This is a genomic window from Paenibacillus sp. EPM92, assembly GCF_016586185.1.
Taxonomy (GTDB): Bacteria; Bacillota; Bacilli; order Paenibacillales; family NBRC-103111; genus Paenibacillus_G; species Paenibacillus_G validus.
The window spans coordinates 1-12940 of sequence record NZ_BCPS01000092.1 but is presented as its reverse complement, the minus strand read 5'-3'; the positions used below and the strand labels follow the sequence as shown (position 1 = coordinate 12940).

15 protein-coding genes are annotated in these 12940 nt (G+C 55.2%); 13 read left to right on the top strand and 2 right to left on the bottom strand.

The window, feature by feature from the left end; all coding sequences use genetic code 11:
• Positions 1-9: 9 nt before the first annotated feature.
• From JMF85_RS23080 to JMF85_RS23055, 6 genes are all read left to right on the top strand, one after another.
• Complete coding sequence (locus tag JMF85_RS23080) at positions 10-780, top strand: ATP-binding cassette domain-containing protein (RefSeq protein WP_054796836.1); 771 nt, start codon at positions 10-12, stop codon at positions 778-780.
• A gap of 32 nt (positions 781-812) precedes the next feature.
• A complete protein-coding gene (locus tag JMF85_RS23075; protein ID WP_155614737.1) occupies positions 813-2450 on the top strand; it encodes an FAD-dependent oxidoreductase in 1638 nt (545 codons plus the stop codon).
• On the top strand, positions 2450-2791 hold the full coding sequence (locus JMF85_RS23070) for a 4Fe-4S dicluster domain-containing protein (RefSeq protein WP_054796837.1): 342 nt from the start codon (positions 2450-2452) through the stop codon (positions 2789-2791). The genes JMF85_RS23075 and JMF85_RS23070 overlap by 1 nt, the downstream gene beginning before the upstream one ends.
• A 44-nt stretch (positions 2792-2835) precedes the next feature.
• Positions 2836-3882 carry an ABC transporter substrate-binding protein gene (locus tag JMF85_RS23065; protein WP_127606078.1) on the top strand — a complete coding sequence of 349 codons (1047 nt, stop codon included), beginning with the start codon at positions 2836-2838 and terminating at the stop codon, positions 3880-3882.
• A gap of 108 nt (positions 3883-3990) precedes the next feature.
• Complete coding sequence (locus JMF85_RS23060) at positions 3991-4326, top strand: HPr family phosphocarrier protein (RefSeq protein ID WP_054799247.1); 336 nt, start codon at positions 3991-3993, stop codon at positions 4324-4326.
• Positions 4327-4489: 163 nt separating this feature from the next.
• Positions 4490-5290 (top strand): DUF2935 domain-containing protein, encoded by an 801-nt coding sequence (locus JMF85_RS23055; RefSeq protein ID WP_127606076.1) that lies wholly within the window; start codon positions 4490-4492, stop codon positions 5288-5290.
• A 387-nt stretch (positions 5291-5677) separates the two neighbouring features.
• Here the strand turns inward: JMF85_RS23055 and JMF85_RS23050 are convergent, their stop codons facing one another.
• Positions 5678-5821 carry a hypothetical protein gene (locus JMF85_RS23050; RefSeq protein WP_164751750.1) on the bottom strand — a complete coding sequence of 48 codons (144 nt, stop codon included), beginning with the start codon at positions 5819-5821 and terminating at the stop codon, positions 5678-5680.
• Between the two features lie 165 nt (positions 5822-5986).
• On the opposite strand from JMF85_RS23050, the gene JMF85_RS23045 reads away from it, so the two are divergent.
• Genes JMF85_RS23045 through JMF85_RS23020 form a run of 6 tightly spaced genes read left to right on the top strand, consistent with a single transcriptional unit; the run spans position 5987 to position 11140 of the window.
• Positions 5987-7090, top strand: coding sequence for a quinone-dependent dihydroorotate dehydrogenase (locus JMF85_RS23045; RefSeq protein ID WP_201318987.1), 1104 nt, complete (start codon positions 5987-5989; stop codon positions 7088-7090).
• 12 nt (positions 7091-7102) lie between these two features.
• On the top strand, positions 7103-7906 hold the full coding sequence (yjbM, locus tag JMF85_RS23040; RefSeq protein ID WP_127606070.1) for a GTP diphosphokinase: 804 nt from the start codon (positions 7103-7105) through the stop codon (positions 7904-7906).
• Between the two features lie 29 nt (positions 7907-7935).
• Positions 7936-8358, top strand: a complete 423-nt coding sequence (locus JMF85_RS23035; RefSeq protein ID WP_236595961.1) for a DUF309 domain-containing protein — start codon at positions 7936-7938, stop codon at positions 8356-8358.
• Positions 8359-8400: 42 nt separating this feature from the next.
• Positions 8401-9483, top strand: a complete 1083-nt coding sequence (locus JMF85_RS23030) for an ABC transporter ATP-binding protein (protein ID WP_201318986.1) — start codon at positions 8401-8403, stop codon at positions 9481-9483.
• Complete coding sequence (locus JMF85_RS23025) at positions 9480-10346, top strand: ABC transporter permease (RefSeq protein WP_155614734.1); 867 nt, start codon at positions 9480-9482, stop codon at positions 10344-10346. Before JMF85_RS23030 ends, JMF85_RS23025 begins: the two co-directional genes overlap by 4 nt.
• Before the next feature lie 5 nt (positions 10347-10351).
• Positions 10352-11140: an ABC transporter permease gene (locus tag JMF85_RS23020; RefSeq protein WP_054796844.1), complete on the top strand. Its 789-nt coding sequence runs from the start codon at positions 10352-10354 to the stop codon at positions 11138-11140.
• Between the two features lie 122 nt (positions 11141-11262).
• On the opposite strand, the gene JMF85_RS23015 is transcribed toward JMF85_RS23020, so the two are convergent.
• Entirely contained in the window at positions 11263-11745 is a 483-nt protein-coding gene (locus JMF85_RS23015) for a thioredoxin family protein (RefSeq protein WP_127606064.1), read from the bottom strand.
• Between the two features lie 245 nt (positions 11746-11990).
• Between JMF85_RS23015 and JMF85_RS23010 the strand changes: the two genes are divergently transcribed.
• The coding region (locus JMF85_RS23010) for an RsmB/NOP family class I SAM-dependent RNA methyltransferase (protein WP_201318985.1) at positions 11991-12940 on the top strand (950 nt) is incomplete at its 3' end.

Below are 12940 nucleotides of genomic sequence, written 5' to 3'. Positions count from 1 at the left end.
GTCATGGACATGACGGTCAAAGAAGGCGGCGTTAAGCTGCATACTCGTAATTTGGGCATAACATTTGGTACAACAGAGGTGCTTACAGATATTAACTTTCAGGCGGAACCCGGTGAATTCGTCGCGATCGTTGGCAGGAGCGGATGCGGCAAAAGCACGCTGCTTCGCTTGGTAGCCGGCTTGGAGAAGCCGTCGGACGGTCTGATTATGATCGAAGGCAACGCAACGAAGGGCATCCATCCCGATATCCGGGTACTGTTTCAGGATTCCCGGCTTCTTCCCTGGAGGAAGGCGGTCGATAACGTCCGCATCGGCGTGAAGTCCGGCGACAAGAAGCTGGCGCATGAAGCGCTGAAGCAAGTGGGCTTGGAGGAAAGAGCCGGTGCATGGCCAGCGGTCCTGTCAGGCGGTCAGCGGCAGCGCGTAGCGTTGGCACGTGCTTTGGCCGGAAGCCCGAGATTGCTCCTGCTCGATGAGCCGCTAGGCGCCCTGGATGCGTTGACGCGAATCGAAATGCAGCAGTTGATTGAACGGTTGTGGAGCGAGCAAAGATTTACCGTTTTGCTCGTCACGCATGATGTGAGCGAAGCGGTAGCATTGGCGGACCGCGTAGTGCTCATTGAGAGCGGGAAGATCGCGATGGATGTGAAAATTACACTCCCGCGTCCGAGAGAACGCGACAGTGGATTTGCCTATTTTGAGAAGGTGATTTTGGATCGCTTGCTCTTGAAGGAGCCAGGCGCAATAGAAGCCCAACGGGAGCTTTCGTTTTCGATTTGATAAATCCATACTCTATAAAGGCGGGGAAAACAATGAGTCGATATGATGTGAATCTGAACGCAGATGTGTTGGTAATCGGCGGAGGTCCATCGGGGACCTGGGCGGCGGTAACAGCAGCTAGAGAAGGTGCGAAGGTTGTATTAGTCGATAAAGGCTATTGCGGAACGAGCGGCGCTACGGCTCCATCCGGCACAGGTGTTTGGTATGTGAATCCGAATCCTGAGGAGCGGGAAAGCGCAATGAAAAGCCGTGAAGCGCTGGGGGGCTATTTGGCCGATCGCGGCTGGATGCAGCGGGTGCTTGACCGTACCTTTGCCAATACGAACCAGATTGCGGATTGGGGCTACCCATTTCCTGTCGACGAAGCGGGGCTGTCTCAGCGCCAAAGTCTGCAAGGGCCGGAATATATGAAGCTGATGCGCAGACAGGTGCAGAAGGCGGGAGTGAAGATCCTCGATCACAGTCCGGCTTTGGAGCTCCTCGCGGATGAGCATGGTGTGGCCGGAGCGACGGGAACGAACATTCAAACGAAGGAAACGTGGCGGGTCGATGCTTCAGCCGTCGTGATCGCGACCGGCGGCTGCGCATTTTTAAGCAAAGCCTTAGGGACGAATGTATTAACCGGGGACGGCTATTTGTTGGCCGCTGAAGCGGGGGCCGATTTCTCGGGCATGGAATTCTCTACCGCGTACTCTCTGTGTCCTGCATTCTCTCCGGTGACGAAGTCGGCCTTCTACACCTGGGCTACCTTCTATTACGAAGACGGCCGGGTGATCGAAGGCGCAGGGTCGCAGCGAGGCCGCTCGGTGATCGCGCGGACGCTGCTCACCCAGCCCGTGTACGCCCGATTGGATAAGGCCGACGATGAGCTGAAAGAGGCGATGCGCAAGGCACAGCCGAACTTTTTCCTTTCTTTCGACCGACTCGGAATCGATCCGTTCACGCAAAAATTTCCGGTTACGCTTCGCTTTGAAGGAACGGTTCGCGGAACGGGCGGCATCCATATTATCGATGAAAGCTGCGCGACCAAGGTACCTGGATTGTATGCTGCCGGGGATGCGGCGACACGTGAGCTCATCTGCGGCGGGTTTACCGGCGGAGGCAGCCATAATGCGGCTTGGGCGATGTCCTCCGGCTATTGGTCCGGTGAGGGAGCGGCACGCTATGCCTTGAAATTGGGAGCGCATGCCGCCAGCCGCAGTGCGCAAGGGCTCTCGGAACGAACCGGCATCCCGACACAACCGGCGGAGCGCAAGGGAGGACCGGATACGAGTGAGATCGTGAAGGCCGTACAGGACGAGGTGTTCCCTTACGACCGGAACTGGTTCCGCACAGGAGCAGGGCTTGAAGGAGGGCTTCAGCGGCTCGAGCGCGTCTGGAATGAAGTGAAAAGCGGACTTCAGGCCGGGGACGGCAATACCGTTCGGGTCCGGGAAGCGGCGGCAATGACTGCGACGGCCCGTTGGATGTTTACAAGCGCATCAGCGCGTCAGGAGACGAGAGGGATGCACCGTCGCGAAGATTTTCCCGGGTCCGATACCAAGCAGCATTATCGCCTGCTAAGCGGCGGTTTGGATCAGCTCTGGGTTCGACCGTTATCCGATCAGGATGCCGGTGCCGCCCACTCCGGTATCCATTCCACATTCACCAAGAAGGAGGCTGTCATCTAATGATTGAAATCTTAAGCCAAGACCGCTGCGTCAACTGCAACCAGTGCGTGTCCGTCTGCCCGACGAATGTATTCGATCCGGCAACCGAAGACGGCGGCGTTCCTGCTATCGCCAGAAAATCCGACTGCCAAAGCTGCTTTATGTGCGAATTGTACTGCCCTACGGATGCTTTGTTCGTATCGCCATTTGCCGAGCAGGAAGCGGAGTTCAACGAGTCCGCACTGATCGAAAGCGGACAGCTGGGCAGCTACCGTACCAACTTGGGCTGGACCCGGGGCGCCAAATCAACGGCGGCGGATGACGGTTCTTATCTTATATTTCGACGCATGCACAGGCACTAAACCAGGCACAACCTTATTAAACTAGACAGACAGGGGGCATTACTATGAATTCATCCCGCAAGCATTGGACTTTAACTGCATTACTCCTTACATCTGTATTTGCCTGGGCTCTCTCCGGATGCGGGACTTCAGGCTCCAAGCAACCGGCAGCAGGCGATGCAGCCGCCCCGGCGCAGGGAGCAGGCCAGACATCCGAAGCGAAGACGACGCTTGAACCGAAGCTTCGTATCGGGTATATTTCCCCTAACAACAAAGGTACCATCACGGGGGTAGAAGGCTGGGCGCAGAAAAAAGGCTACCTGGAATCCGAACTCAAAAAATACGGCGTCACCGATGTTTCGGTGAAATCTTTTCCTAACGGACCGAACTTGAATGAAGCTCTCGCCTCGGGTGCTCTGGATGTCGGAATTTACGGCGATACGCCGGCAATTAATGCCAGAGCGGTCGGCTTGAAGACGAAACTGATTAACATTACCCAGTCCGGTATGAATGCCTGGCTTGTGGCTAAAGCGGATGGACCTCAAAAGGTGGAGGATTTGAAAGGCAAAAAAATCGCTACAGCCGATGGCTCCTACATGAGCCGTTACCTGAAAGGATTGCTGCAGGAAAAGGGTTTGGATAAAGACATAAAGGTCGTTCACTTACTCCCTGCTGACGGCGAAGCGGCTTTGGCGCGAGGGGATATTGAAGCTTATGCTTACCCGACAGGGTTCGGCCCTTTGATTATCAGCAAAGGCTATAAAGCGATAGATGAAGCAAAGAGCCATCCGGATCTTCGGGGCTCGAGCGTGACGGTGGCGAGTGAAGACTACCTTTCCAGGAACCCTGGCTTCGTGCAAGTATGGAACGGAGTGCGGCAAAAGGCAGCAAAAGAAATTCAGTCCAATGCCGATGAATTCTATAAGCTGTATGCCGAGTCCTCCGAATTCCCGCTGGATGTAGTTAAAGCATCCTTCGATATTAGCCAGTGGCAAGTCGAGGATTTTTCAGCGGACAGTCTGAAACTTCTGGAAGGAACCAAAAAATATTTGTTCGATAACGGCATCATCAAGAAAGACTTTAATCTTAACGATTGGATCTATAAGCCTTAGGCTTAGGCAGCAAAAAGGAACGATTCTTCCGGTCAACTGGAGACATGTTCACCTGATGAGGGGGCATGTCTCTTTATTTTTCTCACGAAGAAAGGAAGGGATTTGACGATGAACATTGAATGGAAGTGGGATGCAGCCATTCCGGTTGCCATAGAATCTTTAATCAGGCTTGCGGACATAGCGAACGGTTATAAAAGCAGCATCTTGTTTGGTAAAAAGCAGATGTATATTAACGGGAAGGTGTCTTCCCAGGTCGTCTCCTTATTCTTAACGATGAAATGCGACCAAACCTTGAGCGTGAACGTAGAAGGCGAGGATGCCACTGAAGCTTTCAGATCCATTCATGCCTATATTCACGAACTGATGCGGGAGCCTGACGCCGTACCTGCGCAAGCAGCGCAGATTAAAGCGGTACATCATCACCCCTTTACTCAAGCGATGTAACACTCATCGTAACGGAATTCATATTCAGGAAGCGGCGCATTTTTTCACGAATGCATCTGTCAAGGAAGTCAATGCTGAAACAGACCGCATGCATCCATTATTTGAGCATACTTCCTTTCAAAGTCCATAATATTTAATCATGGAGTGAAATGGAGGTGCAGCTATGTCCAATGGATTCGTTATGCGTTCTTTAGACGAAGTTCGGTTTTGGTCACGTATAATGAAGGAACATTCACTTTTTCTGAAATTAGGGTTTCGTTGCGATGACACCCAGTTAATAAATGAGGCGAATCACTTTTACGCGGTGTTTGAGGAAATTGAAAGAAGGTCAAACACATTTACACCTGAAACAGACCCTGAAGTAATCAAAAGATTCAATGTAGAAGTGCACAATGCGGCTTCCCATATATGGGCTTTTAAAAGAAAAGTGTTAGGATTAATTTTAAGTTGCCAACTTCCAGGAGCCAATAACTTTCCATTGTTGGTCGACCACACGAGTAGAGAAGCATTTTACTTTAGAAACAGATTGGAAGAACTTAATACTGGAAGATTAGATCCTTTACCCGATGCAATCATTAATGAAAATGTATTTTTCTTAAGGATAATGGCTGACCATGCAAAATTTATTGGACATTTACTGGACCCCTCTGAACGGCAGTTAGTTGAACAATCACGTAACTTTAGTCAAGATTTCGACCAATTGCTCTTTCAAGCAAGAGATTTAGAATCCATGCGACCTCAATCCCAGACAGTTCCTTTACTAGACCAATTCCTTGACCAGAATCGAATTTCCGTAAAATCTCTTCGCGATTTTAAAAAGACGGCTAAAGAATTAATCGAGTCTTGTCGTATAAAGAGTATTATTCATCCCCTGCTGGCAGACCATGTATTTCGGGAAGCGGAGCGATTCCTTTTCATTATAGATATGTTAGAAAGTAGTTTGACAAAAACTCCTGCGAGATAAAACATAAGAGTGTATTATAAATAACCCCGAGAACAACTCAGGTATGACTCCCGTTACATACGCGTGTAGCATGTAGTTCTTCAGACAAACCACTAAATTATTCTAAGCGCTAAGAAAATACTTTATTTCGTATTATTAGGTCAGCCAAATTTCTGGTTGGCCTTTTTTCTTAGGAGTCATATGATGGCGGTAAGCCGGGAGAACGCAAACTTAATTTTTCCCGCCGCGGCTATGAGAGTCGGCGGCAGGATTGAGAAATAGGTGAGGAGGCTGGTTGCGATCCTGCAGGAGACCAAAAATAAATAGCCCGAAAAGGCCCGAAGGATGCTTTCTCCTTCGGGCTGACTTTATTCGGCGCTCATGGAAAAATGATTACTATCGAGCGCTTCAACTGTTTACAATGAGAAGGACCGACATGCCGACAATAATGAGGCCAAGGACGGAGGCGACCCAGATGATCAGCTTTTTGTTCGGCTCTTCTTTCGCTTTGCGCTTTGCGTACGGAGTAATTTTCTTTTTGGACATCGACATCAGCCCTGCCTTCCGATAGGTTTAAGCATATTCTACCATATTGTAACCGCTGCAGCGTCAGGGTTTTGTTGGGTTGTCCTCTTTATTTTTCCGCCGTAAAACGATAAACTGTCATCTAGAGAGAGTTATCGTCAGCAAGAGACGGACGGGAAGAGGGCGAGAAGCATGTTGTACAAATCGATAGCCAAACCGGTGCTGTTCCGAATGGACCCGGAGAAGGCGCACCATCTCACGATCGACGGGCTGCATACGTTCGGTAAAATACCGGGAGGACGGCGGCTGCTGCAGGCTGTATGGGGCGTCGGCGTTTACCCGGAGCTGGAGACGGAGCTTTGGAACATCAAGTTTACGAACCCGGTGGGCCTTGCCGCAGGCTTGGACAAGAACGGCAAGGCGGTTCCGGGCTTTTCCAGCATCGGCTTCGGCTTCATGGAGGTCGGGACAGTGACCCCGAAGCCCCAGGAGGGCAATCCGCTGCCGCGGCTGTTCCGGCTGCCCGAGGACGGGGCGCTGATCAACCGGATGGGCTTCAACAACGTCGGCATCGAGGGCATGAAGCGCAATTTGCGGAATCAAGGAAAGCGGACGATTCCGCTGGCGATTAATATAGGCAAGAACAAAGCGACGCCGAACGAACAAGCCCACGAGGATTACCGCGCATGCATTCAGGCCCTGTATGGCTACGGCGATTTTTTCGTGGTGAATATCAGCTCGCCGAACACGCCGGATCTGCGCAATCTGCAGCACGGCGACGACTTGTCGCGTCTGCTCGCCGCCGTCAAGGACGAGATGGACACCATGCATGCGAAGTTCGGCGGCCGGGAGAAGCCGGTGCTCGTCAAGATTGCGCCGGACTTGACGCCGGAGGAAGTCGAGTATACGGCGGCGACGATTTTGCGCAGCAACGTGTCGGGCATCATCGTGTCCAACACGACGATCTCGCGCGACGGCCTGGCGAATGCGAACCGCGGCGAAACCGGCGGACTGAGCGGCAGGCCGTTGACGGGCAAGTCGACGGAACTGATCGGGACCGTGTACCGCTTAACCGAAGGCAAGCTGCCGATTATCGGGTCGGGGGGCATATTTACAGCGGAAGACGCCTATGCGAAAATTCGCGCGGGAGCCAGCCTGGTCGAAGTGTATACGGCGCTCATTTATGAAGGACCTGCATTGGTGAAACGAATCAACCGCGGCTTGCGGCAGCTGCTGCGGCAGGACGGCTTCAAGCATATTTCGGAGGCGGTCGGCTCGGCGCATACGGGAAGATAGGGAGGATTACGGATGGATGGTCGCGATTGGAAAAAATTCCTTCTGCCATACGAGCAGACGGTCGAAGAATTGAAGGTCAAATTCAAGACGCTGCGAAGCGAATTGAAAAGCCGCGAAGAGTATTCCCCGATTGAATTTGTGACCGGCCGCGTGAAGCGGGTTTCCAGCATATTGGAAAAAGCGAAGCGGCTTAACGTGCCGATGGAACAAATCGAGACCGGCATCGAGGATATTGCCGGGATCCGCATCATGTGTCAATTCGTCGAAGATATCGGGCAATTGGCGGAGCTGATCCGCGCCCGTCAGGATATGACGTTAGTGTATGAAAAAGACTATATCACGAACAAAAAGCCAAGCGGCTACCGCAGCTATCACATGATTGTGGAGTATCCGGTGCAGACGTCGCTCGGCATGAAGCGGGTGCTGGCGGAAATTCAGCTGCGTACGCTGGCGATGAACTTCTGGGCGACGATTGAGCATTCGCTCAACTACAAATACCGCGAAAGCTTGCCGGAGGAAGTCGTCAGCCGGCTCAGCAAAGCGGCGGAAGCGGCGTACAAGCTCGATCAGGAAATGAGCAGCATCCGCGACGAGATCATGGAGTCGCAGCAGCTGTTCGAGGACAACTCCAATATCGTCAACCGGGTGCTGAACAACATTCAGGTGTTGTATTTTTACCATCGGGTGCGGGAGGCCGCTCAATTCCAGCTGCGTTTCAATGAACTGTGGGATACGAACGACACGTGGTTATTGAAAGAATTGTCCGATCAAATCGAAGAGGCGATCAGCCGGGCGAAAAAGAGCTCGTTGTCTTAGCATCGGCTCGAAATCGGGGAGGGTTCATCTTGACAGCGAAGTACGATCGGTTGTATGTGCTGTTCGTGTACTATTTCAACATCGCAAGGGATTACTTCGAATGCCATGAGGTGATGGAGGAGCTCTGGCTCGAGGAAGGACGCGACACGTTGTATCAGGGCCTGCTGCAGGTAGCGGTAGGCCTTTATCATTACCGGAACGGCAATAACGGGGGCGCGGTGAAGCTGTTCGCCGCGGCGTTGGAGAAGCTTGAGCAGCAGCCGGGAGAGGTGCTTGGCATCGATCTGGAGGCGCTGCGGCAGGACAGCCGGGCCTACCTGGGCAAGCTTCATCGGATCGCGGAGGAGCCATTCGCCTTCTATGACCTTGACATCCGCGTTCTCGATCCGGAGCTGAATGCGCTCGTAGAGGAATACCGCCTGCATCCGCCGCAAGAACACGAGGAAGACTAATCAGCGCGCGTATAGAGCGAAGCTCGAAGGAGGACGAGACGGTTGATTCATGTGGAGCACCTGTCCAAGCATTATCGCGTGCACGAGAGGGAGCCCGGACTACTGGCGTCTTTGCGCAGTTTAGTGAGCCGCAGCTACCGGGTGGTGAAAGCGGTCGACGACATCAGCTTCCATATTCCCGCGGGCCAAATTGTGGGCTTTCTCGGTCCGAACGGCGCCGGGAAAACGACGACGATGAAGGTGCTGACCGGGCTGCTGCATCCGACGGCCGGACGCGTCGAGGTGGCGGGGTTCAAGCCGCAGGAGCACCGGAACGCGTTCAAACGCCGAATCAGCCTGGTGATGGGGCAAAAAAGCCAGCTGATTTGGGACGTGCCGGCATCGGACAGCTTCCTGGTCAATAAAGCGATCTACGAGATCGATGACGAGACGTACCGGAAAAGCCTCGGCGAGCTGGCCGAGCTGCTGGAGCTCGAGCGCGTCCTGCATAAACCGGTGCGGCAGCTGTCGCTCGGCGAACGGATGAAGTGCGAGCTCGCGGCGTCGCTGCTGCACCGGCCGGACATTTTATTTTTGGACGAACCGACGATTGGCCTCGATGTACAAATGCAGGAGGTTGTGCGCCGGTTTATTTTGGAATACAACCGGAGCGTCGGCGCGACGGTACTGCTTACGAGCCACTATATGGGCGATGTGACGGCGCTGTGCGAGCGCGTCATGGTCATCGGAGGCGGGCGGCTCTTGTACGACGGCGGCATCGCCGAGCTGGTCGACCGGCATTCGCCCCGCAAGCGAATCAAGCTGCAGCTGGCCGAAGGCGGCTCGGCGGAAGCGATTCGGGCAAGGCTGGCCCGGGAGCCGGCGGTGACGAACGTGATGCTGGACGACTATCCGGTCGCCCTGTTCGAGGTGCCGCGCGAGCAAGTATCCGCCGTGTCCGCGAAGCTGCTGGCCGATTTTCCGGTACTCGATCTGACGATCGAGGATCCGTCGATGGAGACGGTGATCGGGCAAGCGTTCGCGCAGACGGACGGGGCAGGCGGTTCGGCAGGCGGTTCGGCAGGCGCGTTACGCAAGGAAAACCGGCAGGAGGAACGCGAGACGTCGGAGGTGGGGCGCGAATGAGCGGCCGGGAGAAGGGTCTCGGGCAAGCGGCGGACGCCCGCACAGCCGGGGAAGCCTGGCTGCGGTTCCGGCAGAAGTATGCGGCGCTGCTGAGCGTTGAATGGGCCGTCATGCTGGCGTATCGCAGCGAAAGCCTGATCTGGATGATTGGGTCGTTCGTCCAGCCGATCGTCAGCCTCTCGGTATGGCTGTCGATTGCCGGCGGCGGCACCGTCCGCGGTTATGGCGCGAACGATTATATCGTTTACTTTATCGGCGTGCTCGTTGTCGAGAGGCTGTCGCGGTCGTGGGACGTGTGGGAGCTGGACAGCGAAATCCGGCAGGGCACGTTCTCGGCCAAGCTGCTTCGCCCGTTTCATCCGATGCATTGGAGCATTGCGCAAAACATCGTCTACAAGCTGTTTTTCGCGGCGCTGCTCGTTCCGTCCTGGCTCGTGCTTGCGTGGATATGGCCGGTGCTGCGGCCTGCGGCAGACGGGGGGATGATCGGGCTCGCCGTGCTGGCGCTGCTCGGGTCCAACGTGCTGCGTTATTTGATCGGCTACGAATTCGGTTTGCTGGCGTTCTGGACGAACAAGGCTACGTCGATCTTTGCGCTGTATGAAGGCTTGCATTTGTTCTTGGCGGGACGCATCGCGCCCTTGTCCATGTTTCCGGAGGGGCTGGTTTGGGTCGCCTCCTGGTTTCCGTTCTATTCGACGGTCGGATTTCCCGTCGATTTGCTGACGGGCAAGCTGGCGGGACGCCCGGATTTAATCGGGCAGGGCTTCGTCCAGCAGCTGGTCTGGATCGCGGTGCTGATCGTGATTTTCCGCATCCAGTGGAAGCGGGGACTGGCCAAATACTCCGCGGCGGGAGGTTAGGAGAGATGCGCAAATACGGGCGTACGCTGCAATCGTTTTTCCGGGCGTGTCTGGTCGAAGAATTCGAGTATCGGGCCAATTTCGCCGCCAACGTGCTGCATACGCTGTTCGGTCTGGCGATGGCGGTGCTGACGGTGCAGCTCTATTTTTACCGGACGCAGCAGATCGGCGGCTGGTCGTTCGACGAGGTGCTGGCGCTGCTCGGCGTATTCACCGCCGTACACGGCTTTATCGATTTCTTCCTGCAGCCGAACATGAGCCGGCTCGTGGACCATATTCGCAAAGGCACGCTGGATTACGTCTTGACGAAGCCGATCGACAGCCAATTTTACGTAAGCTTTCGGCATCTTGTATTTTGGCGTCTGGCCGATGTCTTGCTCGGTTTCGGGATGGTGGCCTTCGCGCTCCTGCGCATCGGCTATACCCCCGGCTGGCGGGAGCTGCTGATGTTCGCGGCGGTATTCGTTGCGGCGCTGGCGGTCGTGTATTCGCTGTGGATTGCGATGATGACGGTATCGTTCTGGGCGGTGAAGGTCGACAATTTATCGTTCCTGTTCACGACGTCGTTCGAGACGGCGCGTTTTCCCGTTTCGGTGTACCCGGGCGCGCTGCGGTTCATCCTAACCTACGTGTTCCCGGTGGCGTTCATTACGACGTTCCCCGCCGCCGCCATCGTCGGACGCATCGGCTGGACGGAGGTGATCGCCAGCGGGCTGGTCGCGCTGATCGCCCTGGCGCTTTCGCGAATGTTTTGGCGGTATGCGGTCGCGCATTATACGAGCGCGAGCAGCTAGACCTGCTCATACGAAAGGCTGCACCCGACGTTTGACGTCGGTGCAGCCTTATTCGGGTGCGCCCGGCAGAGCGTTAGTATGAATAATTCGTCTACCCGGGCTTCATCGTGCTCCCGGCCGGTTTAAGATTTGTGCTTGCTGATGAACGATTGCAGCGCTTCCTTCGTTTGCTCGCCGACGAGCCGCTCGACTTCTTTGCCTTCTTTATAATAAATCAAGGTCGGTGTGAACTCGATGCCGTATCGCTTCCAGCCGTCTTTGAACTCCTCGAGGTTGAATTGTTTGATGTCGGCGCCCAGCTCTTTGGCCACGGGCATCAGGATCGGCGTCGTCACCTTGCAATGCGGGCAGGTGGAAGCGAAGTAATAAATATAGAAGCTTTCTTTATTCGCAATTTTTTTATCCAGGTCCTCCGGCAGAATGATATTTTGATAGTTTGGATCGTCAAGCAGCTTCACCGTTTCCGGATGCAGCTTGTCCGGCGCGATCTTGTACACGTTGTCGGCGTGTTTGCCGAATTTGGCTTTATTGGACTGCTGGTTCAACACGAATAACGCGCCGAACAAAACGACGATGATGGATAAATAAATGGCAAGCTTTTTCATGGTTCCCCCTCTTTCTTGTCGATGTGTTCAAATAGCTACCTCTTTCTATCATACCCGAAATGGGGTGTAATTTCGAATTTCTTGACCAGACCCCTGCCCCCATCGGAACCATCCCGGGTTGCGGGGACTATCGGATTCGAAGTACAATGGGAATCATCCGGCATCCGGGTCGGGACCAGAGCCGATAGGCGGCTCCCGACGGCCGGTCTGGATGTCCACATTGACGGAAACGGGTTGAACGAAACATGACAGGGCGCGATCTGCCTGCGGTATTTTTGCAGCATATGGAACGGTTGCTGGAAGCGGATTTTCCAGCTTTTTTGGCTTCATACGACGAAGCGCGGTTATACGGCTTACGCGTGAACACCTTGAAGCTGTCCCCCGCGGCGTTCGAGAGGCTGTCGCCGATCGGGCTGCGTCCGATTCCTTGGGCGGAAACGGGGTTTTATTATCAAGGCGCTGCTCCTCGCGGCGGCTCGGAGACGGAAGGATCTGCGGATGAAGTCCGGCCGGGGAAGCACCCGCATTATCACGCAGGGCTGTACTACATTCAGGAGCCGAGCGCGATGGCGCCGGTCGAGCTGCTCGATCCGAAGCCGGGCGACCGGGTGCTCGACTTATGCGCCGCTCCCGGCGGCAAGACGACGCAAATCGCCGCCAAGCTGCAGGGTGAAGGGGTTGTCGTGACCAACGACATCCATCCGGACCGGGTAAAGGCGCTGGTGAAAAATATCGAGTTAAACGGGGTCCGCAATGCAGTCGTGCTGAATGACGATCCGGCGAAGCTGGTTGATGCGTTTGCCGGCTATTTCGATAAAATCTTGGTCGATGCGCCTTGTTCCGGCGAGGGGATGTTCCGTAAGGAAGAGGAGATGGCCAAGGCGTGGGAGCCGGCCTGGACGGCCAAGTACGCCGCCATGCAGCATACGCTCATCGCTCAAGCGGCGCGTATGCTTCGCCCCGGCGGACGGCTTGTGTATTCGACCTGCACGTTCTCGCCGGAGGAGAACGAAGACATCATCGCCGCGTTCCTCGCGGAGCACCCGGCGTTCGAGGTGGAGCCGGTGGAACGGGCGGACGGCCGCGCCGCGTGGTCGGCAGGCCGGCCGGACTGGGTCCGCGGCGCAGGGGAGCCCGCTGCCGCGGCAGTCGCCGGCACGGTCAGGCTGTGGCCGCACCTCGTGGGCGGCGAAGG

Excerpts from the sequence above, each read along its gene's own strand:
- JMF85_RS23080 (WP_054796836.1), top strand. The coding sequence starts at position 10 with ATGACGGTCAAAGAAGGCGGCGTTAAGCTGCATACTCGTAATTTGGGC.
- JMF85_RS23075 (WP_155614737.1), top strand. The coding sequence starts at position 813 with ATGAGTCGATATGATGTGAATCTGAACGCAGATGTGTTGGTAATCGGC.
- JMF85_RS23070 (WP_054796837.1), top strand. The coding sequence starts at position 2,450 with ATGATTGAAATCTTAAGCCAAGACCGCTGCGTCAACTGCAACCAGTGC.
- JMF85_RS23065 (WP_127606078.1), top strand. The coding sequence starts at position 2,836 with ATGAATTCATCCCGCAAGCATTGGACTTTAACTGCATTACTCCTTACA.
- JMF85_RS23060 (WP_054799247.1), top strand. The coding sequence starts at position 3,991 with ATGAACATTGAATGGAAGTGGGATGCAGCCATTCCGGTTGCCATAGAA.
- JMF85_RS23055 (WP_127606076.1), top strand. The coding sequence starts at position 4,490 with ATGTCCAATGGATTCGTTATGCGTTCTTTAGACGAAGTTCGGTTTTGG.
- JMF85_RS23050 (WP_164751750.1), bottom strand. The coding sequence starts at position 5,821 with ATGTCGATGTCCAAAAAGAAAATTACTCCGTACGCAAAGCGCAAAGCG.
- JMF85_RS23045 (WP_201318987.1), top strand. The coding sequence starts at position 5,987 with ATGTTGTACAAATCGATAGCCAAACCGGTGCTGTTCCGAATGGACCCG.
- yjbM (WP_127606070.1), top strand. The coding sequence starts at position 7,103 with ATGGATGGTCGCGATTGGAAAAAATTCCTTCTGCCATACGAGCAGACG.
- JMF85_RS23025 (WP_155614734.1), top strand. The coding sequence starts at position 9,480 with ATGAGCGGCCGGGAGAAGGGTCTCGGGCAAGCGGCGGACGCCCGCACA.
- JMF85_RS23020 (WP_054796844.1), top strand. The coding sequence starts at position 10,352 with ATGCGCAAATACGGGCGTACGCTGCAATCGTTTTTCCGGGCGTGTCTG.
- JMF85_RS23015 (WP_127606064.1), bottom strand. The coding sequence starts at position 11,745 with ATGAAAAAGCTTGCCATTTATTTATCCATCATCGTCGTTTTGTTCGGC.